Origin of the sequence: Argonema antarcticum A004/B2, assembly GCF_023333585.1 — a bacterium.
Classification (GTDB): Bacteria; Cyanobacteriota; Cyanobacteriia; order Cyanobacteriales; family Aerosakkonemataceae; genus Argonema; species Argonema antarcticum.
On sequence record NZ_JAIQZN010000062.1, the window covers coordinates 20,263 to 43,978 of the forward strand.

The 23,716-nt window shown below is 44.2% G+C and carries 21 protein-coding genes; 7 read left to right on the forward strand and 14 right to left on the reverse strand.

Annotated features, from left to right (window positions below):
* Window positions 1-90: 90 nt before the first annotated feature.
* Window positions 91-1,476 (forward strand): cytochrome P450, encoded by a 1,386-nt coding sequence (locus tag LAY57_RS23405; protein ID WP_249069508.1) that lies wholly within the window; start codon window positions 91-93, stop codon window positions 1,474-1,476.
* A 37-nt stretch (window positions 1,477-1,513) separates the two neighbouring features.
* Here LAY57_RS23405 and LAY57_RS23410 read toward each other — a convergent pair whose 3' ends face one another.
* Entirely contained in the window at window positions 1,514-1,999 is a 486-nt protein-coding gene (locus tag LAY57_RS23410; RefSeq protein ID WP_249069509.1) for a hypothetical protein, read from the reverse strand.
* A 111-nt stretch (window positions 2,000-2,110) separates the two neighbouring features.
* Here LAY57_RS23410 and LAY57_RS23415 point away from each other — a divergent pair, with 111 nt between their 5' ends.
* From LAY57_RS23415 to LAY57_RS23430, 4 genes are all read left to right on the forward strand, one after another.
* Window positions 2,111-3,487, forward strand: a complete 1,377-nt coding sequence (locus tag LAY57_RS23415) for a cytochrome P450 (RefSeq protein ID WP_249069510.1) — start codon at window positions 2,111-2,113, stop codon at window positions 3,485-3,487.
* Window positions 3,488-3,603: 116 nt separating this feature from the next.
* Window positions 3,604-4,347 (forward strand): LmeA family phospholipid-binding protein, encoded by a 744-nt coding sequence (locus LAY57_RS23420; protein WP_249069511.1) that lies wholly within the window; start codon window positions 3,604-3,606, stop codon window positions 4,345-4,347.
* Between the two features lie 135 nt (window positions 4,348-4,482).
* Window positions 4,483-6,177 (forward strand): beta-carotene ketolase CrtO, encoded by a 1,695-nt coding sequence (gene crtO, locus LAY57_RS23425; RefSeq protein ID WP_249069512.1) that lies wholly within the window; start codon window positions 4,483-4,485, stop codon window positions 6,175-6,177.
* A 96-nt stretch (window positions 6,178-6,273) separates the two neighbouring features.
* Window positions 6,274-7,380 carry a saccharopine dehydrogenase family protein gene (locus LAY57_RS23430; RefSeq protein WP_249069513.1) on the forward strand — a complete coding sequence of 369 codons (1,107 nt, stop codon included), beginning with the start codon at window positions 6,274-6,276 and terminating at the stop codon, window positions 7,378-7,380.
* Window positions 7,381-7,706: 326 nt separating this feature from the next.
* Here the strand turns inward: LAY57_RS23430 and LAY57_RS23435 are convergent, their stop codons facing one another.
* From LAY57_RS23435 to psbP, 3 genes are all read right to left on the reverse strand, one after another.
* Complete coding sequence (locus tag LAY57_RS23435; RefSeq protein WP_249069514.1) at window positions 7,707-8,522, reverse strand: cobyrinic acid a,c-diamide synthase; 816 nt, start codon at window positions 8,520-8,522, stop codon at window positions 7,707-7,709.
* An 83-nt stretch (window positions 8,523-8,605) separates the two neighbouring features.
* Window positions 8,606-9,283, reverse strand: a complete 678-nt coding sequence (locus LAY57_RS23440) for a Maf family protein (RefSeq protein ID WP_249069515.1) — start codon at window positions 9,281-9,283, stop codon at window positions 8,606-8,608.
* Window positions 9,284-9,484: 201 nt separating this feature from the next.
* Window positions 9,485-10,024, reverse strand: a complete 540-nt coding sequence (psbP, locus tag LAY57_RS23445) for a photosystem II reaction center PsbP (RefSeq protein ID WP_249069528.1) — start codon at window positions 10,022-10,024, stop codon at window positions 9,485-9,487.
* A 232-nt stretch (window positions 10,025-10,256) separates the two neighbouring features.
* Here psbP and LAY57_RS23450 point away from each other — a divergent pair, with 232 nt between their 5' ends.
* Together LAY57_RS23450 and LAY57_RS23455 are read left to right on the forward strand one after the other, a co-directional pair.
* The gene (locus LAY57_RS23450) at window positions 10,257-10,874 is read left to right on the forward strand and encodes a hypothetical protein (RefSeq protein ID WP_249069516.1); all 618 of its coding nucleotides are present in this window, start codon (window positions 10,257-10,259) and stop codon (window positions 10,872-10,874) included.
* A 7-nt stretch (window positions 10,875-10,881) separates the two neighbouring features.
* The gene (locus LAY57_RS23455; RefSeq protein WP_249069517.1) at window positions 10,882-12,057 is read left to right on the forward strand and encodes a hypothetical protein; all 1,176 of its coding nucleotides are present in this window, start codon (window positions 10,882-10,884) and stop codon (window positions 12,055-12,057) included.
* A 548-nt stretch (window positions 12,058-12,605) separates the two neighbouring features.
* On the opposite strand, the gene LAY57_RS23460 is transcribed toward LAY57_RS23455, so the two are convergent.
* From LAY57_RS23460 to ispF, 10 genes are all read right to left on the reverse strand, one after another.
* Window positions 12,606-13,472: a hypothetical protein gene (locus LAY57_RS23460; RefSeq protein ID WP_249069518.1), complete on the reverse strand. Its 867-nt coding sequence runs from the start codon at window positions 13,470-13,472 to the stop codon at window positions 12,606-12,608.
* Window positions 13,473-13,595: 123 nt separating this feature from the next.
* Window positions 13,596-14,378 (reverse strand): nickel pincer cofactor biosynthesis protein LarB, encoded by a 783-nt coding sequence (gene larB / locus LAY57_RS23465; protein WP_249069519.1) that lies wholly within the window; start codon window positions 14,376-14,378, stop codon window positions 13,596-13,598.
* A 169-nt stretch (window positions 14,379-14,547) separates the two neighbouring features.
* Complete coding sequence (locus LAY57_RS23470) at window positions 14,548-15,456, reverse strand: Uma2 family endonuclease (RefSeq protein WP_249069520.1); 909 nt, start codon at window positions 15,454-15,456, stop codon at window positions 14,548-14,550.
* Window positions 15,457-15,534: 78 nt separating this feature from the next.
* Complete coding sequence (locus LAY57_RS23475) at window positions 15,535-16,122, reverse strand: Uma2 family endonuclease (RefSeq protein ID WP_249069521.1); 588 nt, start codon at window positions 16,120-16,122, stop codon at window positions 15,535-15,537.
* A 269-nt stretch (window positions 16,123-16,391) separates the two neighbouring features.
* Window positions 16,392-18,206 carry an ABC transporter substrate-binding protein gene (locus tag LAY57_RS23480; protein WP_249069522.1) on the reverse strand — a complete coding sequence of 605 codons (1,815 nt, stop codon included), beginning with the start codon at window positions 18,204-18,206 and terminating at the stop codon, window positions 16,392-16,394.
* Between the two features lie 62 nt (window positions 18,207-18,268).
* Window positions 18,269-20,062, reverse strand: coding sequence for an ABC transporter substrate-binding protein (locus tag LAY57_RS23485; RefSeq protein WP_249069523.1), 1,794 nt, complete (start codon window positions 20,060-20,062; stop codon window positions 18,269-18,271).
* Between the two features lie 78 nt (window positions 20,063-20,140).
* Window positions 20,141-21,928 (reverse strand): ABC transporter substrate-binding protein, encoded by a 1,788-nt coding sequence (locus LAY57_RS23490; RefSeq protein ID WP_249069529.1) that lies wholly within the window; start codon window positions 21,926-21,928, stop codon window positions 20,141-20,143.
* 30 nt (window positions 21,929-21,958) lie between these two features.
* On the reverse strand, window positions 21,959-22,555 hold the full coding sequence (locus LAY57_RS23495; RefSeq protein WP_249069524.1) for a PIN domain-containing protein: 597 nt from the start codon (window positions 22,553-22,555) through the stop codon (window positions 21,959-21,961).
* 5 nt (window positions 22,556-22,560) lie between these two features.
* On the reverse strand, window positions 22,561-23,088 hold the full coding sequence (locus LAY57_RS23500) for a hypothetical protein (RefSeq protein ID WP_249069525.1): 528 nt from the start codon (window positions 23,086-23,088) through the stop codon (window positions 22,561-22,563).
* Window positions 23,089-23,143: 55 nt separating this feature from the next.
* On the reverse strand, window positions 23,144-23,626 hold the full coding sequence (gene ispF, locus LAY57_RS23505; RefSeq protein WP_249069526.1) for a 2-C-methyl-D-erythritol 2,4-cyclodiphosphate synthase: 483 nt from the start codon (window positions 23,624-23,626) through the stop codon (window positions 23,144-23,146).
* Window positions 23,627-23,716 lie beyond the last annotated feature (90 nt).

Here is a 23,716-nt window from a genome sequence, read left to right on the forward strand (position 1 = left end):
GATAACTAAGTCAAATATGACCCAAAGAAAAATTAGATAGTTTAACTTAGTTTAAGTAACAAGAAACATTTTCTCAAACAACCAGATCCAATGAAACAACCAAAAGGCCCGCAAACCCCAACATTTGTACAAATACTCCAGTGGGTATTTAGCCCAATGTCATTTATGGAAGACTGCGCCAAACGCTATGGCGATCTCTTCAGCATCCGACTGGGCACAAAATCTGACCCTTTGGTGTTCGTTAGTAACACCCAAGTACTGCAACAGATTTTGACAGGGGATACAACCAAGCAGTTTGAAGCACCCGGTGATTTAAACGTGATTTTTGAATTTTTACTAGGGAAGCAGTCTGTAATCACCCTCAGCGGTACGGCACACCAACGTCAGCGCCAACTGATGATGCCACCCTTTCACGGCGAAAGGATGCGAACCTATGGAAATGCGATTAGCAATATCACCGACGAAATAATGAATAGATGGCAGATAGGCAAACCCTTCTGCGTTCGATCTTCTACCCAATTAATCACTCTGCGGACGATTTTGGAAGCGGTATTTGGCTTATACGAAGGCCCACGCGCCCAAAAATTAGAGCAACTTCTCAGTGTCATGCTGGATGAGGCGAGTACTCCCTTAAGCGTCGCGATGCTTTATTTTCCAGCTTTCCAAAAGGATTTAGGCGCTTGGAGTCCGTGGGGAAGAGTTGTTCGTCGCCAGCAGCAAGTTGACCAACTTCTTTATGAAGAAATTCGAGAACGTCGCGAAAATCCCGACCCCTCTCGCACGGATATCCTCAGCTTGCTGATGGCAGCAGTTGATGAAGCGGGACAACCAATGACAGACCAAGAATTGCGCGATGAGTTGATGACTCTGTTGGTGGCGGGTCACGAAACTACGGCAACAGCGTTAGCTTGGGCGCTGTATTGGATTCACAAATTGCCAGAAGTGCGCGAAAAACTACTGCAAGAATTGGATACTCTTGGGGAAAATCCAGACTCCAACGCGATTTTAAAATTACCTTACCTCAACGCCGTTTGCAACGAGACACTGCGAATTTACCCAGTAGCTATGCTTACTTTCCCAAGAGTGGCGAAAGAAGAGGTATCCCTAGCAGGTTACGATTTCAAACCGGGTACGGTTTTGATAGGTTCTATTTATCTGACGCACCACCGCGAGGATTTGTATCCCGAACCAAGGAAGTTTAAACCAGAAAGATTTTTGGAAAGACAGTTTTCTCCTTATGAGTTTTTGCCTTTTGGCGGTGGCGCGAGACGCTGCATTGGTTTTGCCTTTGCCATGTTTGAAATGAAAATAGCGCTGGCTAAAATACTTTCGCGTTTAGAATTAGAACTTGTCGATAATGGCGAAGTGCGACCAAAACGGCGCGGTTTGGTGACAGCACCCGATCGCAGCATTCAGCTAGTAGTAAAATGTGAGCGAGCGGTAAAATCTCGCACCCTGGAAGCTGTCTCCAGTTAGTAGTTTAGGGTGCGTTGCAACGCACCCTACAGTATAGTCATGTCATGAGTGTGACAACCTTGTTATTGCAAGTCTCAACGAGACACAATATTGCATTGTTGACAAGACTTTCCATAGTATCCCTACCGAGGGAAGGTTCAGAAAACATAAAATTCAAAATCATTTTTCCCGCAAAGGTTGGAACAAGGACAGATCGCAGAAGAACTTTACTACTATCAATTTTTTCATTCATCTCTTCCAGAACTACTTCTTGCCACTCCTCGTTGTGCAACTTGTTCTCAACACGCAAAGGAATCTTTTGTGTCCCTTCTGTTTCAAAACGAAGATTATCCAAATCACCGACAATACGAGAATTCAGACGAGGATGACGACACTGAATAAGGTCTAGAACCTGTCTGAGAATTTCTTCGTTGAGAAAACCTTCGATTCGACTGATTGTTACCACATTATACGAGCCAGCACGGCGATTCAAAATTTCCATAGCTTGCTCTATGGGGGCGAGTTCTCTATTGTCAATCATCACAACCTCTCATTTCACTCTAGTAATTTCACTCTAGAAGGCAAGATCGCCTGTACTTTTGCTAGCTTAGTTTTGTACAGGCACTAAAAGAAAAATTTGTAATCAAAATTCTTTATGAAACTCCCTGATGGCCCGAAAACTCCCGAAATTGTACAGCTGCTGCAATGGGTTGCTAGCCCCTTGACACTGATGGATACCTGTGCTAAAAATTATGGCGAAATTTTCACGTTGCGGGTGGGCGAGAATTGTAATCCCATCGTCTTCTTAAGCAACCCACAGGCAATTAAAGAAGTTTTTACAGCCGATTACAAACAGTTTGACAGCGGGCCTGCGAACCAGTTGGCAAAACCGATACTCGGACAGTATTCGCTGATGTTGATGGATGGCGATCGCCACCGCAGAGAACGCCAATTGTTGATGCCTCCGTTCCACGGCGAACGGATGCGAACCTACGGTCAGCTAATTCAAGATATCGCGCTTGCAGTTACCGACGAGTGGCAAATCGGTCAGAAATTCTCAGTTCGCGAGGTAATGCAAGAGATTTCCCTGCGCGTAATCTTACAAGCAGTGTTCGGTTTGCAAGAAGGAACGCGCAGTCAACAACTGCGGCAACTTTTGTCAGAAATGCTGGATGAGATCAGTTCACCGTTGAATTCCATTTTACTTTTCTTTCCGTCACTGCAAAAAGATTTAGGTGTGTGGAGCCCGTGGGGTCGCTTCTTGCGTCGCCAAGAGGAAATTAGCAAACTCCTCTTGGCGGAAATTAAAGAACGTCGAGAAAAACCAGATCCATCCCGCACAGACATCCTCTCTTTACTTATGTCTGCACGCGACGAAAACGATCGACCAATGACAGATGCAGAATTATATGACGAATTGCGATCGCTTTTAGTCGCCGGTCACGAAACTACAGCCACATCCTTAGCTTGGGCACTATATTCAATTCACCACGTACCGGGCGTACTCGACAAGTTGCTGCAAGAAATAGACAACCTTGGCGACAACCCAGATCCAGCGGCTTTTGCCAAACTGCCCTATCTTACTGCTGTTTGCAACGAAACGCTGCGAATTTATCCAATTTTGTTTATCACCTTTGGCAGAATTGCCAAATCTCCCATAGAAATTATGGGTCATTTGTTTGAACCAGGTACACAGATAGCTCCCTGTATTTATTTAACACATCGGCGAGAAAATATTTACCCAGAACCAGACAAATTTAAACCAGAACGTTTTTTAGAACGCCAGTATTCCCCATACGAATATTTCCCCTTTGGAGGAGGTAATCGTCGTTGTCTCGGTATAGCATTGGCAGCATTTGAAATGAAACTGGTGCTGGGAACAATACTATCGCGCTGGCAATTGGCACTTGCCGATAAACGTCCAGTTCGACCTATACGTCGAGGCTTTACATTAGGCCCATCTGGCGGCGTGCGGATGGTTGTTTGCGATCGACGTTATCGGAAATCTGGAATCATGGAAACTGCTGTTTAGCTGAAAAATAAACAAAATATAGATAACAGCAAAATATTTCCTATATCGCCATGCAGATAAATTAATTGACGCGATCGCGTAAATTGGCAAAATATATGCGATCGGGAGACTAAATCATGACGCGAGACGAGGAACACCGGCTAGAGGAAGATGTCCTTTCTGCCGCAGCAGAAATAGGGGTAATTAGCCAAGTAGATAAAGTAGAGGACGTCAATGTAGATGTCCGAACCAATCTGCTTAATATCGTTCAAGGACAAGCCGATTCAGTTTCATTTGCAGGCCAAGGTTTGTCAATCCAAAAAGACATCCGCGTGCAGGAAGTACAAGTACAAACAGGTCGGATTTCAATTAATCCCTTAAGCGCTCTTTTTGGTGAAATTAAACTTAATCATCCGACCGATGCCGCTATCCGCGTTGTACTAACAGAAGAAGATATCAACCTCTCTCTCAACACCGACTACATCCGCAGCAAATTACCACCTTTAGATCTGGATGTGGATGGTCAAATTGTCAACCTGGAATTGCAACAGATCGAGATTCACCTACCAGGTAACGGTCAGATAAAATGCAGCGGCAAAGTTCTGCTGCACGAGGGTAATTCTCGACAGTTAGACTTCATTGCCTTGCTTTACCCACGCACTTCTTCGCAGCCACTGTTACTAGAAGCTTTCCACTGTACGCCGGGAAATGGTATTTCCCTGGAATTAATTGTTGCTTTGGTGTTGAAATTCAAGGAACTGGTCAATTTACCTTACTATGAAGTGGAAGGAAGCGCGTTTCGCGTCAAAGATATGGAAGTGCAAAAAGGCAGCTTAACGGTGATGGCGGAAGCCTACATCAAACAACTGCCATTTTTGTAACTTCGTATGCCTCAATCAAAAGCTCTCCCTCTTGTCCCCTTGCTTTTCACGGCAATCTCTCTAATTGGACAGATTCTTTACATTTTGTAATTTTCTTAGGATAGGGTAAGCTTGAAATCTCTCGGAGTTGCATAAATGGAAACTTATGATGTTGTAATCATTGGTGCAGGCCACAATGGGCTGGTTTGCGCCGCTTATTTGCTTAAAGCTGGATATAGCGTTCTGTTACTGGAAAAACGTTCTGTTCCTGGTGGTGCGGCAACAACCGAGGAAGCATTGCCAAAAGAAGCACCCGGTTTTAAATTTAACCTGTGCGCGATCGACCACGAATTTATCCATTTGGGGCCAGTAGTTGAGGAATTAGAACTCCAAAAGTACGGTCTGGAGTATCTTTACTGCGACCCAGTGGTATTTTGTCCCCATCCAGACGGTAAATACTTTTTGGGTCACGCATCGGTTGAGAAAACCTGTGCGGAAATTGCCCGCTACAATGAGCGCGACGCCAAAAAATATGCAGAATACACAGACTTTTGGCAGCGCGTTCTTAATGCTATGATTCCCATGTTCAACGCGCCGCCAAAGTCGATCGTCGATATTGTTGGCAACTACGACTTTCAAAAGCTGAAAGATTTATTTTCCGTAATCGGTAGCGCGGACAAGACATTGGACTTTATTCGCACAATGCTTACCAGTGCGGAGGATGTCATCAACGAGTGGTTTGATTCCGAATTTCTCAAAGCACCTTTAGCAAGATTAGCATCCGAACTCGGAGCTCCTCCCTCTCAAAAAAGCATTGCCGTGGGTGCGATTATGATGGCGATGCGCCATAATCCCGGTATGGCAAGACCTAGAGGCGGTACGGGCGCTTTAGTAAAAGCGTTAGTCAATTTAGTTACAAGCTTGGGTGGAAAAGTACTCACCGACCAGCACGTTGAGAAGATTTTAGTTGATGATGGTAAAGCTGTGGGAGTTCGGGTTGGTGGTGGCACGGAATACCGCGCAACTAAAGGTGTTATTTCTAACATTGATGCCAAGCGTTTGTTCTTGCAATTGGTGGATGAAAGCGATGTTGATGCAGCCGACCCAGATTTAAAGGAGAGATTGGAACGTCGTATCGTTAACAATAACGAAACTATCCTCAAAATCGACCTAGCGATGGATGAACCGCTGCGCTTTGTGCATCACGACCATAAAGATGAATATCTGATCGGTTCTGTGTTGATTGCTGACTCGGTGAGACAGGTGGAAATCGCACACAGCGACCCGTCTGTTGGCAAGATTCCGCTGGAAGATCCTTCTATGTATTTGGTTCAGCCGACGATGCTAGACCCGTCAATGGCTCCTCCGGGTAAGCATACGGTTTGGATTGAGTATTTTGCTCCTTATCAAATTGCTGGTGCGGAGGGGACTGGCTTACACGGTACTGGCTGGACGGACGATCTGAAAAATAAAGTTGCCGATCGCGTCATCGATAAGCTTGCAGATTATGCGCCCAATGTCAAGACAGCTACGATCGCTCGTCGCGTCGAAAGCCCCGCCGAACTGGGAGAGCGTCTGGGAGCCTACAAAGGTAACTATTACCACATCGACATGACCCTGGATCAGATGGTATTCTTCCGTCCCTTACCCGAATTGGCTAATTACAAAACGCCGATCGAAGGGCTGTTTCTCACCGGCGCGGGAACCCATCCCGGCGGTTCCATTTCCGGGATGCCGGGACGCAATTGCGCTCGCGTCTTCCTACACGCACAGCAGCCTCTAGCCCAAACTCTAAAGGATGCGGGAAATTCTTTCAAGTCAACGGTAGCCTCGGTCTTCAAAACCTCTTGAACGTAATTCCTCACCAGAAGAAAAGTCATCCTTGCTAATGATGGCGAGGATGATTTAAATTTGCTCCACTGAGGTTAAAGAGATCAATTTTTACAAATGACTGATAAAGTTTTAATTGTAGGAGGAAGCGGACGGATTGGCAGCAGCGTTGCTGCGGATCTGGTTGCTCACACAAAGGCAGAGATTACTATTACTGGGCGGGACTCAAGTGCTGGGATCGCGGTAGCTCAAATGCTGGGGTCGCAAGTGCAGTTTCTGGCTTTGGATTTGGCGGATCGGGAGGGGTTGCGAAATGCCGTTGCATCTACCAACATCGTCATCCACTGCGCTGGGCCTTTTCATTACCGCGATGCCAATGTTCTCAAAACTTGCATCGAACAAGGTGTTAATTATTTAGATGTCAGCGATCATCGTTCTTTTACGATCAAGGCACTCAACTATAAATCTGCCGCTGAAGAAGCTGGCGTAACGGCGATTGTCAATACGGGCATTTTTCCCGGCATTTCTAATAGTATGGTGCGTCAGGATGTGGAACAATTGGATAAGGTAGAAAAGATTCACCTCAGCTATGTAGTATCGGGTTCGGGCGGTGCGGGAATTACGGTGATGCGGACGACATTTTTGGGTTTGCAAAATCCGTTTGAAGCTTGGATAGATGGAAAGTGGCAGACGGTGAAGCCATATAGCGATCGCGAAGCTGTTGTATTTCCACCTCCCTACGATCGCAATGGCGTCTACTGGTACGATATGCCAGAAACTTTCACCTTGCCCGACACTTTTCCTGTCAAAACTGTTATTACAAAATTCGGTTCTGTTCCCGATTTTTACAATTACCTAACTTGGTGGGTTGCCAAGGTTTGGCCTACCACCTGGATCAAGAATCCAAACGTAATCGAGTTTTTAGCTAATGTCAGCCACAAGATGACTAATTTCACCGACAATTTTAGTGGCATTGGCGTGGCAATTCGTTCTGAAGTCACCGGAAAAAAAGATGGAAAATCATCTATTTTTTGTTCGACTTTGGTACATAAAAATACAGCCGTAGCTGCTGGTTACGGCACTGGCAGCCTAGCCCAGCTAATCTTGGATGGAAAACTGACAAAACCCGGTGTTTGGCCTGTGGAACAGGCACTGCCAACCGATTTGTTTGAAGAAACAATGGAAAGCCGTGGGATAACGATTCAGCAAGAGAGGCTGTCCTAAGTAGGAGGGCATCATTAAACGTAAAACTCTCAAGCCCTTAGAAACCCGGTTTCTCAGAGAAACCGGGTTTCTGGGAGTTCAGTTTATTTACGCCCACCCACTTAGAGGCACGAAACCCAACAAATGCGTTGGGTTTCGCTTCACTCAACCCAACCTACAAAGAAATGGCGAAGGTATTGTCAGAGAAACCGGATTTCTGGGAGTTCAGTTTATTTACGCCCACCCACTTAGTAACCCTGTCATTCAATTTTGGATTATCCTCTCAGATGTAGAGTCAATTCATGAATTGACTCTACATCTGTAGTGGATGAGGCGATCAAATAGCCTTAGAGACGAACCGATTCAAGATTTTGGGTGAAAATACCCTCTTGTTCCGGCTGAAAAATATATTCATAATCAAACTCTAAGGATTGGGGATGACGAATTATTGAAAACCCAAAATCGCTGACTGCGTTGGCGGTAAAAGTAGGCATGACTAGCTCGATTACTTTGTCTTCTGCTATGTTAGGCTCTTGGACAAAATAATCATGCTTTTCAAAAAAAACTCTTTCGTGTTTGGGAGTAACTATGCCGTTAATCTTGTGTGCATTTTGAATGGGTTTGATATAGGTTTTAATAAAACTAGCTGGGAATTTTTGTAAATCAGATAATCTTTCTTGCTGCGCCCAACTCATTTGGAAGATCATTTTAAGCAGTTCAAAGCCTAAAATATAATTAAAAACGCTATTTTTTTCTTTTGGATTAATCACCAATCGTAAAGCCGATTCTAAATACAGATTAGGCTGTTCTCGTAAATCTTGAGATGAATGTATAAAAAACTGCCTTACATAGCGTTTTAAAACAGCTTTATTTAACTCTGTTTTCAAGTTAAATCTTCTTAAATATTTTTGAACTCGGTGTTGAGTATCTCTGTCTTGCAGCATTCGCCAAACTAAGCCATCAGCCGTATATTCGTCTAAAAAATCCGCTTGCATTTCTGGTGCAGATGCACAGAGGAGATGACACAAGGACAAAACATAACGGCGTTCTTCCCAAGGCAAACTTTCCGCCCATTTTCTAGCAAGTGGAGGGAGTTTCTCAAAAAGAGTGTCTGATTTAATTTCCTGTAACCTGGATGAGCTTCTAGATTTAGGTTTAGTCATAAGCTGAAGCAGGTATAGCTAGGGGCTAGGGGAAGAAGGGTCTAGAATCAAGGGTTTTTGCGTGCTTTGGCTCATAACTTATTTTAATCCGCCAACTGCCAGAAGTCTGTGACATCGTACCCTAATTCGCCCAGCATCTCCCGCAGCAGGGGCATACTGAGACCGATGACGTTGGAGTGACAGCCTTCGATTTTCGCGATGAACAGACTTCCTTTGCCTTCAAGGGCGAAGCAGCCAGCGCAGTTCAAAGGTTCGCCGCCAGCAACGTAGGCTTCAATTTGGCGATCGCTCACATTGGCAAAGTAAACCCGCGTCACCTGACATCGCACTAAGGTTTTGCCTTGTTTTTGGTCAATTAAAGCATGACCTGTGTAGAGGTCGCCTACTCCACCGCGCATCATTTGCCAACGTGCGATCGCTTCCGAGGCATCAGCTGGTTTGCCGTGAATCTCACCTGCTAGAGACAAAACCGAATCACAACCTAACAATAACGCATCGGCAAATTGAGATGCCACAGTTTCAGCCTTTCGCTGCGCTAACGTTTGCACCAGTTCTACCGGATCGCTGAGATCGACTTGGGACTCATCAAAGTCGCTTGGACAGACCGCTGCTTCGATCCCAGCAGTTTGCAACAAGCGACGGCGAGCAGGCGAGGCAGAAGCTAGTACCAATTTTGGATTTGGCGCGAAGTGGGCGTCTTGGCGGTGACCGTCACGATGCCCACCGAAGCACCAGAGGATTTTGGATTTTGGATTGACCATTCAATTGTTAGTTCTTCGTTGTTGTTTTTCACTTGTCAAAAGTCAGAAGTCCTTGGTTAGTTTCTAATGACAAATGACCAATGACCAATGACAAATGACCAATGACCAATGACCAATGACAAATGACCAATGACCAATGACCAATGACTAATGACCAATGACTAATGACCAATGACTAATGACCAATGACCAATGACCACTTTAATAAACAGAGAACGAATCAATGATTTGCTGGAACTGATTCTTCACTTTTGCCCAGCGCTTTTCTGTAGTGGATGCGTTAAAAGTGTAGAGTTTGCCGCGACTGATGACAACGCTGGCTAAATTATGCCGTGACTGGGTTGGCAATTTAACGATATATTCCAAAAGGTAATAAATTTTACCACCGCCTTCTCGCGCCTCGGCATTCACCAATTCTGCTTCGCGTCCAGATCCGGAAGGCGCGATCGCACTTTTTGACAGTTTGTATCCTACCTCACCAGGAGTGCCCAGATCGCTGAGAGTTTTGCTCGTCTCAAGTGGACTAATCACAACGCTGACGTTCTCGCTTTGCTCAATCAAATCGTGAAGTACCACACTGGGGCCATTTGAGGCGTTGTATGGAATCCAGCCATTAGGATAGAGGAACTGGTAGCCATCATAGCTATTGATATAGCTTTTTAACCCGACAACCCCTCCAAGGCAACCCGTCAGAGTCAAGCTAAGGACGACTAAAAGTACCGCTGCGATTCGTTTGAGCATCTCTACATATTTTCCTTTGGCACTGCGATTATATTGTCTCATTTATCTGACGCGATCGCCGTTGACGCCCATCACCATAGAAGAGGGGGACTCTAGGCGCAGAGGAACAACCCCACCCCCAACCCCTCCCCGTCGCACGGGGAGGGGAGAAGAGGGGGAGAAAAATTTTCATCCTTAATTTTTCATTCCCATCACCTACGATCAATTAGTAATTACCAAAAACTAAGAATCTATGTTGACGACTACCGAAATCCGATGGTTTTATTCTGGTACGCTACCAGCAGAGATTCAAGATTGGTTCAATACCGATGCGCTAGGCGAACATCACCATCCGCCAGAAGATGTGTATTTGCACATTCCTGAGTGTGAATACTTAGGAATCAAGCTACGCCAGAAGCGTCTGGAAATCAAATTGCGAAAAGCCGAATTGGATGCGCTGCGTTTTGGAGATAATTGGGAGGGTAAAGCAGAGAAATGGGTGAAGTGGAGTTGCGAAGATCCGACCGCAGAAAGTTTGATACCAGTAGATTTGGTAAAGAAAGCGCCGTGGATAAATGTCAAGAAGGTGCGATCGCAACGTAAGTATCAAGTCTCCTACGATACCTCGTTAATATCGGTGCCAGTCGATCGCGCGATCGATCGCGCCTGTAACGTAGAAATAACTCAGTTGAATATCCACGACAATGCTTGGTGGAGTCTTGCCTTTGAAGCGTATGGAGAAGATACCAACCTAATGGATAATCTTAAAGCTGTAGCTAGGGTACTCAAAAGTTATCCCCTCTTCAAATTGCAAACTCAAGATTCTTACGCCTATCCCAAATGGCTTGCTATTTCTCAACCTGAAATCTAAAATCCCTATGAGTGTTATTGCATTGCTGATTTTGCTCACCTTTGGTTCAGCCATTCCTCTTAGTTTAGCCTTGTGGCTGAAAAAGCGCTACAAAAAAACCAAATTCATCCTATTTGCCATCACCGGATTATTTATCCTCACTCAAACTAGCATTTGGCTGTATGATTTCAGCGGAATGCAGGCAAACAACCATTACCTTCAACTTAAAACTTTTTTAAATCAACCTTTCACTGGGTTGAGCCAAGTTGGTTTGTCACGGAGTAAAGGCATTATTGCGCTTTCGTATATGACTGAAGGATTGGTAAGTTATGCCATTCAAAAACCAGATAAGCAGCCAGAAATTATTCCCTTGTTGGAAAAAGCCATCAAAATCGCCCTTCACCCAGATATTTCACCTTACCGGGATATTAACAAGGTTTCTAATTGGGGTGAAGAAGGATTATACTTGAGCCATTTCAATGTAATTTTAGGAGCTTATCAAAGATTGTCACGCAATCGCAAATATTTGCCACTCAATCGCACCATCTCTCAATACCTTGCAAAAAAAATTATCGGCGAACCGCAGCATAATATCAGGTCTTACGAAAAAGCTCAAGATAGGTGGCCAGCGGACAATGCAGTTACATTATATTCATTGTATTTATTCGATCGAAACAACAACACGCAAATCAGTCAAATGCCAATCAAGCAATGGCTAGAATATATGAAAAACCAAGGAAATGAACCGAAAACAAAACTGCCTTACTCCGAACTTACCGGCATTGAAAAATATTCCAAATACCCACGTGGTTGTGCATTGTCCTGGACAGCTAAATACATGGGTGATTTTGCTCCCAAAGAGACAAGAGAACTTTGGCATAATTACAAGCAGCACTACTATAAAAATTTTCTAATTGTCTCTGGTTTCCGGGAATATCCTCCTCATGCTAATATTAAGCCAGATAGCGATTCAGGCCCGATCGTTTTTGGTATCGGTGCGGGTGCTACAGGACTGGCACTTAATGGTTCCAAATCTGTCGGAGATTACCTGACTTATTATCAGGTAAATAATGCAATCCGTTTTGTAGATATAGTAGCTAACATTCTCTCATCTTTGGGTGACAAAAAGTGGGAAAAGCTTTCCCAAGATGTATTGGCAACATCTATTCGGTTTAATGCTGAAACAAAAGTTTACTGGTACTAATATTGAGGTAAGCTATGCGCTGTAAAAACTTTTTTGTGTCTTTGTTTTTTGTGTTTATTTATATGATATTTCCTCTAATTATCTCAGTCAGTGGTAAAATTCTAAAAAGAATATATGGGTGTAATTACGAACGTTGTGAGCGGAGTTATTTGTGTTTCACTAAAATAAGTTGCGGAAGTAATCATCGGTTAGCAGATTATTTAGAACAGGTAATAGATACGGCTTTGTTTTCTTTGATAACTGTGCCGATAGGTTTATTAGTGATTATTTTACTTATACTTATACAAGTTATTATTATATGGATAAAGGTTATTCGCAAACGTCGTTCAAATCGGTGAAATTTAATTTAATTCTCGGCTGTAGGGGGAATTCATGAATTCCCCCTACAGCTAGAGTAAGCCAAGCTATTAATAATACACACCTTGCAAAAATTTACAACCCCAACCTAACCCTTCTCATTAACGGAGATGGAATAATAAATTTTCCCCCTCCCCGTGGCGGGGAGGGGGTTAGGGGGTGGGGTTCCCTTGGACTTTGGCAATCCTTGTCTAATCTTCAATTTTCCAAAACCAATTGTCTTGTAATTTCCTAACTTCCAGATATGGAGATTTTTCCGAAGATTTTACAGATATATCTTCATTATCCGATCTATAAACAAACCCTGTATTTTTATTTCCCCAAGCTGCCAAATCGCTACAAAAGAAAATAATATTTGTATTAGCCTGTTTGGTAATGCTAATTTTTCTGTTAGGACAACCAACTAGATAACGATACTGGCAGGGAAGTATTACTTGTGAGACAACTTGACCGGGAGGAGTTTTTATCTCTCCCGATTTTACTATTGCCACTACTTCTTCAAAGGCTTTTGAGTGGGTATTGAATGTTTCCAGAGTAGGGTTGGCGGGAATAGTAAGCAGGATTAATATCATAGTTATTACAGTCAAGGAAAAAGGTACGATCGCTTTTCGGAAGTTATGCTTAACCTGGATAAATATGTAAATCGGCCAAAGGAATAAGAAAGTCCCAAATAAAAGCGTGTCACTTATACCTTTTTTAAGTACCGCCAAGCTAATAACCAAGAAAATAGAGAAGATAATTAAAAAAAATATTGCTCTGAGAATGGCGGTTAAAACTATGCGATACTCTTCTATTAAAGAGCCCGGTTGAGTTATGGCTGGATTCGTTGAAAAGTAAGTCGGCCAGTAAAATAAGAATATCAAAAACGCAAAATTTATCCAGAACAAGGAGACAAACTCGCCCAGGTAACATTTAAATATCCTAAATATAAGTTCCAAACAGCAAAAAACAAGTAAAATCAATGAGATGAGCGAAACTTTTGATTGCTGAGGCAAATTTCTGAGGTTTTGCATAACGATCGCACAAATTGGTACGTAGTTGCGCTTCAGCGCTCTCATCCTTATGTATAGCTAGGGGTTAGGGTCTAGAATCCGCCAACGTTTCAGGAATTAAGAACGTTTTAACTGCCTTGACGGTTGCTATAGTTGCGCTTTAGCGCTAAAGCGCAACTACGTACCTAATTACCCATTCCCAGCATTCAATTTGTGTGCAGTCCGAAGAATTTGTCCAGCTAAAATCGCCGCACCAAAACCATTGTCAATATTGACAACGGCTACTCCCGCAGCACAAGAATTGAGCATTGTCAACAGAGGAGCGAGGCCACCAAAACTCGCGCCGTAGCCTACACTGGTGGGAACTGCGATCGTCGGAGAATCGGCCAAACCAGCCACCACGCTGGGTAAAGCGCCTTCCATACCAGCGACGACGATGAGGACGTTGCATTCAGCAATGACGTGGCGGTTACTCAGCAAGCGGTGGATACCGGAAACGCCGACATCCCAGAGGCGTTGCACCCGGAAGCCGGATAATTCGGCTGTCACAGCTGCCTCTTCTGCGACGGGTAAATCGGCTGTTCCCGCTGAGAGAATGCCAATGATGCCAGAATACTGGGGTTCTAAGGTGGGTGGGGAAATGGCACAAATCCGCGCCATTGAAAAATATTGCAAATCGGGAATCTTTTCTTGCAGTTGAGCATAAACTGCCGGTTCGATGCGCGTCGCCATCACGACTGGATTGTGCTGGCGCATCACCTCGATAATTTGTACAATTTGATCGGGAGTTTTACCGAGTCCCCAAATCACTTCTGGGAAACCAGTACGCAGGCGGCGGTGATGATCGATACGAGCGAAATCTCCAACAGGCTCAAAATCGAAGTGCTTTAGTTTGTCGAGGGCTACGTCTGGGCTAACTTCACCCGCAGCGACGGCTTGCAGCAGATTACGTAAAATTTCAGGTTGAGTCACGGGATGTATTTTAGGCTTTCTTATCTACGATCTTAAGTTCCGTGCGATCGCTTCCTGAAGCAGTCATAAGCTGTCGCGCATCTAAATTGTATAAATGGGGCGGGCAAGATGCCAGCTTCACAAGAGTTTCACAAATTGCGACCCTAAAAAATAGATGCGCCACAGCTTATCACTCTGAAGAAATCTGCCTAACTTCTTCCACAGTCAAACTAAGAGCTGAAGCTACCTGCTGCACACTCAACCCCATAGCCAACAACCGGGGGATAGAATCCCTTCGTGCTTGTTCGGTGGAGGCGAGTATCTGTTCTGCACTTTCGGCTCTTTGGCGCTCTTGTTCAGCCCTTTGTCGCTCTTGTTCGGCCTTTTGCCGCTCTTGTTCAGCCCGTAAACTTTCGAGTTCGGCTCTTTCAGCACCAGTCAGCAACAAATTGCCTTGGAGATCCCACCATCTCAACCACAGAAAGTTTTGGTTTTGATAGTTTCCGTGCCACAGTCCCAATTCTACACCTAAGTGCGCGATCGCATAATGACCCCGTTCGTTGGGAGACATTTTCTCAAAAAAACCGTTGACAAGGTTGTGGACTTCTAAATTGCCGTTGGCGACTTCATAGATGCCATAGTAGGGAACTCGCACGATGCGTTCGTACACCCAAAACTTCCCCGGCCTGGTGACTTCATTACCAGAATAAGATAAAGATGTGCGATCGCGTTCTTCTGTACCATCCCCGCTAGCAAACTCCAAAATAATTAATGGCGCTACGAATTCCCGCCACAGTGAGTAGGAACGTCGATATTGACCATCCAGCAGCGGCGGTACATTCGGTACGTAGAACCAATCTGGCGCTTCTGCGCCTTTTTCTGGAGGCTCAGTTTCCCGCCAATAAATGCCGCAATCTTGTCCAATCGCGTAATTTCCGTCAGGATGCAGTTGTTGTAAAACCGGGCCTAAAGAATCTGTCAGAATAATACTTTGAGGATGCTCCTGAAAATTTTTCACAAAAGTCCCGTCTTCCTCCGGTAATTGCGTGTGGTCGGGAAAAGGAGGAGGCAATTCGATTCGAGTGGATATCTCAGTCATAGGGCAGCTACCTTAACCCTTAATCTTTCTCTATTTTCTTATAAATTTCAGCGAAACAAGAGATGTTATTAAAAAACTTTACTCCTCACTTTCTGCAAAATTTACTTTCTCGTAAATATCCTTCAAATTAATCTGAAACTCGATCGCACTTAATTGGAGAACTGCTTCTGAATATTCATACTCAGTTAACAGCCATTTTCCGTCCTGGGTTTTTATATACTGCATGACATGATATCTCGTCTGGTCAATCAAGATATATTCCCTAAATTCTGAAATCGATCGATAATAGAGAAACTTATCACCTTGATCGTAATTTTTAGTTGATTTGGATAAGACTTCAACAATTAGCAACGGATTCATCACCGTAGTAGTATTCGTTCCCGTATAGACGGGTTCTCCTTTAATTACCATCACATCGGGATAAGTGTGCTGGCGATAACGAGGTATCCATAACTTCACATCACCGATATAAGTATCGTAATCCTGCCCTCTTAAACCAAATTTCAAGTTGGCAGCGAAATTCAGGGCAATTTTATTATGATTTGTGGTTCCGCCAGTCATAGGTACGATTTCTCCATCTCGGTATTCGCTTTTATACTCAGCCGCCTCTTCTAGTTCTAAATATTCTTCGGGAGTGTAGTAGCGTTTGGCCGTTTGTACTTGCATAGGACAATCTCAACTATTACTCTGCTTTTATTACTAAAATTATATTATAGCGGCTTGCAGTCGGATGAAGTACAGGCTATGTGGAGAGATACCCGACAACTCCTGCTAAGTCGGGTATCTCTGTACCTCACTCACCCGAAAAGCGCTGTATAACGCTTGAAGTAGTAATATCGTGCCCGGTTGCATCGTTAGTACATGAGTGAGATCGTCAAATTGTCTGTTGTCATTGCTGGTTAAATTTTTACCGCAGATGAACGCAGATAATAACTTTACTTATCTACAATTTTAAGTTCCTGGATGTTCCACAATCCCCAACTGGGTAAGCCGGTGTATTTGAGTCCAGAAACGCGATCGCGCACCGCCATCAAAGCAGTTTCATTAACTAAGTGAATCACGGGCAACTGTGACTGAACAATCCGCTGAAATTCACCGTAAATAGCTTTGCGCTTAGTTTCGTCGAATTCCCGCGCACCTTCGGCAAAAAGGCGATCGATTTCTAACTCCCAATCAAGAGGTTGCCAACCATTAATAGCAGGCTGACCCGGTTGAGGTGCCAAGTTAAATGAGTGAGAACCTCCTTTGCTAGTCCAGAGATTTGCTAAACCATGCGGCTCAATTCCACCTGTAAAGCCAATCATGTGAACTTCCCAATCTCGCGAACTGGAAATTCTCTCCATTAGCGTATTAAAGTTAATCGGGTTGAAATCAACTTGAATGCCAATTTTGCTCAGATCGTCTTTAATTTGAACACCAATAGCTTCGCGAATTTTGTTACCCGAATTCGTCAGCAGAGTAAACCGCACTCGATTGCCATCAGTATCGAGGAGTTGTGCGCGATCGTTGTACTTAAATCCTGCACCTAACAGCAATTCCTTTGCTTCCTGAAGATTATAATTATAAACTTTCAAGCCATCTTTAAAGTAAAAAGGACTTTGTACAGAAATTGGTGAATTTTGCAGATCGCCAATACCCCTAAAAATGTTATCGCGCATTTTCTCGCGATCGATCGCATAAGCAACCGCCTGCCGAAATGCCAGATTATTGAACCAACCAGACTTAATTGGATCTACAAAAGGGCGATTATTTTTATCCCTTGCCTTACTAAGATTAAACGTAATATAAGTCGTGCCAGACCAAGGGCCGCCGTTGTAAACTTTAAACTTACCTCGCTTTTCTTCTTTTTTCAGTAATGAAAAATATTCTGGACGTAACGGACGAACATCTCCCATCACATCCAAATCCGCAGATCGAAAACTGAGCAACTGCGTGTCAGTATTTTCAATAAACTGCCAAATAATTCGCTCAATATAAGGTAGTTGATTACCTTCTCCATCTCGTCCCCAGTAGTAAGGATTGCGGCGAAATACCAAACGTTCGCCACTTTTGTAGCTCTCGATCTTGTATGGCCCATTAACCACAATTTTAGTTGGATCGGTATCAGTTCCCCAAGTAGATAGAAACCGAAGATTTCCGTCCGAACCCTTAGTTTGCACAGTTTTTTGTAAGATATGCTTGGGCAAAATCGCAATGCCCTCCGGCCCTGCAACGGCTCGCAACAGCGGGGCGAAAGGCTCTGGTAAAATGAATTCTACGCGCAGATTATCAATTTTACGAACCTTTGGAAAAGCACCGCTAGCACCAATTTTGAGAGTATCTTTAGCATCTGTTGGAATATTCTTGTTAAAGATAACATCTTCATAAGTGAAAACCACATCATCTGCCGTCAGCGGTTCGCCGTCCGACCATTTCAATCCTTCTCGCAGCGCAAAAACAACCCGCTTTTTGTCCTCAGAAATTTCCCAAGATTCAGCCAAAGCTGGCTCAACTTCACCCGTGATGGCGTTCTCGCGAGTCAACATATCAAAAGCAAACAGAAAAATGCTGGGAAACTCTTGATTGAGCGGAGGATTAAAAGTTTTGGGGTCGGTAAGCGTAGTTAGCACCAGTTGCGAGACTTGTGCAGCATTGCTTTTGAACTGGGTGGGACGACAGCTGGTAAGGGCAAACTGACAAGTTAGCGCTAGAGTTAACCCCAGTAAAACTGAGAGCCAACGACGCAAATTAGGGAAGACGGCAGAAATCATAGTGCAATGCAGAGACCGGGTTTATCCCACGAGTTTACGTCGTTGTGACGCTCTAGAGCTAATTACTCATTTACTTTCAGTTCGTAAAAATTCCAGAATGGGCCACCAAGGGCAGAGAATTTGAGGTTTTGGATGCGATCGCGCACCGCCTGAAAAGAGAGCTTATTCACCAGATGAATGAATGGTAATTGTTCTTGAGTGATTTGCTGAAATTGGGCATAGATAGCCTTACGCTTGGTCTCATCGAATTCTTGAGATCCTTCAATAAAAAGGCGGTCAATTTCCTTCTCCCAATCAGAAATTTCCCAACCCTGAATAGGGGGGTCTCCCAGTTCCGGGCCTTGGTTGAATTGGTGTAATCGTCCGTTACTCGACCAAATATTGGAGCCATTGTGAGGTTCCACCCCTCCTCCACCAAACCCACCAACATAACAATCCCAACTCCGATTTTGCAGTTTTTCGATCACCACGTTGAAGGCAATCACTTGCAGATCGGCTTGAATCCCAATCTGGCTGAGATCTTGTTTGATTTGGACTGCCATATTTACCCGGCTTTGATCCTCTGCTTTAACAAGCATGGTAAATCGCACTCGGTTGCCTTCCGCATCCAGCAGCTGTCCTTGGGAATTGTATTTAAAACCGGCTCCCAAAAGCAGTTGTCTAGCTTTATTGGGATTGTAGTCGTAGACCTTTAACCCCTGTTCGGGAGAAAGGTAGTAAGGGCTTTTGAAATAAATAGGCGAATTCTGTAGCTCACCCATTCCCCGAAAGATGTTTTCTTTCATACGCTGGCGATCGATCGCATAAGCAACTGCCTGTCGAAATTCCTTGGTATTAAACCAGCGAGACTTGATTGGGTCTACGAATGGCTGATTTTTGGAATTACGAGCTTTGTTGAGATTAAAACTCACAAAAAGTGTGGTAGAGTCCGGCCCACCATTGTAGATGGTAAAATGCCCCCGCTTTTCTTCTCGCTTCAGCAGCGGAAACACCTCTGGAGACAGTTCTAAACTATCCAGCTGCCCAGAGCGAAAATTAATTAACTGATTGTCGGTATTTTCAATAATTTGCAGAACAACGCGCTCAATATAGGGTTGGGGATTCCCCTCAGCATCCTTCCGCCAATAGTAAGGGTTGCGTTGGAATACGACTCGCTCACTGGAGGCGTAGCTTTCCATCTTGTAGTAGCCGTTCCCAATAATTTCTTTGGGGTTGGTATCGATTCCCCAAGCCGAAATAAACTTGGGATTTCCATTAGCATCGGTGGTTTCGACTGACTTTTTCAAAGCATGGGCTGGCAAAATTGGCAGTCCCCCTATGTTTCTCAAAAAGGGGACAAACGGTTCCGGCACGGTAAATTCAACTCGGCGTTCATCCAGTTTTTTCACTGTTGGGAAAGCACGGCTGGTGCCAACTCGAAGAATATCTTTGATGTCTGTGGGAATTTTTGGGTTGAGATATACGTCCCGATATGTAAATATCACGTCATCGACGGTGAGCGGTTCGCCATCTGACCACTTCAACCCGTTTTTCAGTGTAAAAACAACCCGTTTCTTATCTTCAGAGATTTCCCAAGACTCGGCTAATGCAGGTTCTAGCTTTGCATCTAAGGCGTAATTTTCTGTGAGCAATCCGTCGTAGATATAGCCAAAAACGCTGAAGGCTGACTGATTCTGCGTTATGTTAAAAGTTTGTGGCCCGCTGGGAGAGGCAAAAACTAATTGGGGTACTTGAGCGGCTTTGGTTTTAAATTGGGTTGGGTTGCAGCTGGTGAGTGCTAGAGCCTGAATACAAGCCAGTAAAACTAAAAACCAACGACAGCGAGTCACGAGCGAGAAAATATCAGTAGAGATCATATTGTAAGGTTAGGCTTGCTTTTTTACATAATCAGACCTAGTATCTACAACCCAAGATCGTCTTGGTAATTGTTTAGGCTATTTCTGTTCGATTTTGAGTTCCTGAATGTTCCAGAGCAATCCCCCAAGCCCGGAGTACTTCACACCTTGGATGTTATTGCGTACAGCAGCTAGAGAAAGCGGATTTACTAAATAAATAAAAGGCAAATACTCTTGACTTAGACGTTGTGTTTCAGCATAAATGGCTTGGCGTTTTGCTTCGTCTAACTCCTTTGCACCTTCGATGTAGAGACGACCAATTTGCGCTTCCCAATCAGCAACTTCTCGACCAATAATCGGGGATTGATTCGGTTGTGGTTTTTGATTGAAAACGTGCAATCCCCCATCAGGAGCCCAGACATTTGCGCCATCATTTGGCTCTACTCCTCCAGTAAAGCCTCCAAAATAACACTCCCAATCAAAGCTGTTACCCAGTTTTTCTCCCAGAGTGCCGAAATCAATCAAACTTAAATCTACTTGAATGCCAATTTTGCTCAAATCTTGCTTAATTTGGGCTCCTACTGCTTCAGCGGTTCTACTGCCACTACTGCTTAGCAGCGTGAAGCGGACTCGATTACCGTTAGCATCGAGTAATTGTCCTCGATCGTTATATTTAAATCCGGCTCCTAATAATAATTGCTTGGCATTTTCTGGATTGTAATCATAAACTTTTAACCCTTCTTGGGGAGAAAGATAGTAGGGGCTTTGCACGGAAATTGGGGAGTTTTGCGTTTTACCTATGCCTCGAAAAATGTTGTCTATCAAGGTTTGGCGATCGATCGCATAGGCAACTGCCTGCCTAAATTCCACCGTATTAAACCAACGAGATTTGATTGGATTTACAAGTGGAGTTCCGTCCTTTTTCCTACCTTTATTAAGATTGAAGGCAATAAAACTTGTGCCGGATGAAGGCCCACCATCATAAATAGTGAAATCACCGCGTTTTTCTTCACGTTTGAGCAAGGAAAAGGTTAGCGGAGAAACGCCAAGCATATCCAGCCCCCCCGATCGAAATTGCAGTAATGCTGTATCGGTGTTTTCCACAATTTGCCAGATGAAACGTTCAATGTAAGGCATGGGATTTCCTACTGCATCTTTGCGCCAATAGTAGGGGTTTCGCTCGAATACAACTCGCTCGTTAGTCTGGTAACTAGCCATGCGATAAGGGCCATTAACAATAATTTTGTCTGGATCTGTATCTACACCCCACATGGAAATAAACTTAGGTTTGCCCTCTGAGTCAAGAGTTTTGACGGATTCTCTTAAGCTATGAGCTGGCATAATTACTAATCCGGTGGTGCGTAAGAATGGGGCAAATGGTTCTGGTATAGTAAACTCAACTCGACGAGTATCGAGTTTTTGTACTTTGGGTAGGGCACGACTTTCGCCTATTTTAAGAACGTCTCTGACATCGGTAGGAATCTTTTCATTAAGGTAGATATCGTTGTAGGTAAAAACAACGTCGTCTGCTGTTAGCGGCTCACCATCTGACCACTTCAGCCCCTCGCGCAGGGTAAAAACAATCCGCAGTTTGTCTTCAGAAATTTGCCAGGATTCGGCTAGAGCGGGCTCAATTGCTCCCGTGACGCCGTTTTCACCAATTAGCCCCTCGTAAATGAAAGCAAAAACATTCGGGGATGCTTGGTTGAGGGCGTAGTTGAAGGTTTTTGGATCGCCCAGGGTACTGGCAACTAATTGGGGTACTTGGGCTGCTTGACTTTTGAATTGAGTTGGGTTACAGGATGAAAGTGCGATCGCACTCACTACCGCCAAGGTTACCGCCAACCACCGTCGCCAATTAGCAATAATAATATCAAAAATTCTCATCATTATTTTATATACAATAAATTGCCAGCTTTACTGCGATCGTAACCAACCCTGGAAGTCTTGCGTGCGGCTGAAATAATCCGACACGCCAGCATCCCGTAAAGCCTGTTGAACTACCAATGTACCAAAATCTCTAGTATTGCCGCTCAGAAACACTTTAACTCCAGTTGTGTGCGATCGCGCGTGTCCCAAGATGCAGTGTAAAATCAAGTTATCTGTACGCTCTTGAATACGCTTCGTCTGCAAACTTTCCCGAAGCATATCAGCAGTTAGTTCAATTATCTCAGCTTTTGTTGCCAGTTGGTTAAGAGATAGAAGCAAACGTGCTTCTATCTCCTCTATTAACTTTTCATTTCGATTGACAGCCTCTTTTAAGTGGAAAGCGAGAGACTGAGCGTAAGCAGAAGTCAGATTTCGCTCCGCATCTTTGAGCCGAACTCTCAGTTCATCCCCGAAACGTTTGCGGTACTTCAGATCCTCTGCCAATGCCGACAAAGCTTCCATGTAGCAAATGCTTGGTATCGCTATATTTACCGACGACGGCGGATTCAGCAACAAGTCTGGGGCTTCAGGATCTTGTCCTTTGGCAATACTCAGCAGGAAATTAGTTTCAACGTACAGGATCATCCTATTTAAAAAATTAGAGTACCGTGTTGCGGATAATAATATCTCAAAACTATGTATCTCAACTTAGGATCGATCCTAATTTCCACTTCAGGTTGAACTGTGCCATCTTTTAGCAACGGCAATAAACCTATGCTTGCTATCTGTTCTTCTGCTGGTGGAGTTTCTGACTTCCCGTGATGAACTAAATCTCTCAACCACGATTCTGTTAAGCTGCTGAGGTAGCGTCCCGATATATATTCATCAGACACTTTAAGGCCATAATAACCAAGCACTTCGGCTGTATTAAGAGTGCAGACTGGTTCGCTTAAATTGTCACTGTCCCACTTGAAAATATTAATGTTTTCTAAGTCAATAAACATGACAAATGGAATCGCTCCATTCCCAGCTTTCAACCACGAAATGACTTCAGAAATATCGCGATATAGTTCTCCTCTCCCTTTGCCTTGAGCTAACAAAACTATTCGTTCCTCGGTGTCTAGCATGGTGATGTCAGGAACGATATGCTTTATAACTGACAATTCTTCGGTGTTCATAAGCTGCTAAACTCCGTAGAAGGTAGGAAGGACGAAAGTCGTTACCACAAACATATCATTCAGCAGCTACCAGCAAGGCTACTGCATAAGCTGCGATTCCTTCTTCCCGTCCTTCAGGGCCTAATTTTTCGTTGGTGGTAGCTTTGATGCCAATTAGATCGGGCCTTAATTCTAGAATACTGGCGATGCTAGAGCGCATCTTGGTAATATGGGGCTTCAATTTCGGACGTTCCGCCACTACCACCGAGTCAATATTCCCCACCCGCCAGCCTTTATCTAACACCAATTTGTTCACCTGACTCAACAAAACCAGACTATCTGCACCAGCCCATTTCTCATCGGTCGGCGGAAAATAATGACCGATATCCCCCAGACTTAACGCACCCAGCATGGCATCCATAATCGCATGAGTCAGCACATCAGCATCGCTATGTCCCAGCAAACCCAATTCGTGGGGAATCTCTACCCCTCCCAAAATTAAACGACGCCCAGTAACCAGTCGGTGAATATCGTAACCATTTCCAATCCGAATGTTCATTTTTTTGTCATTGGTCAGTTGTCAGTGGTCAGTTGTCAGTTGTCAGTGGTCAGTTGTCAGTTGTCAGTGGTCAGTTGTCAGTTGTCAGTG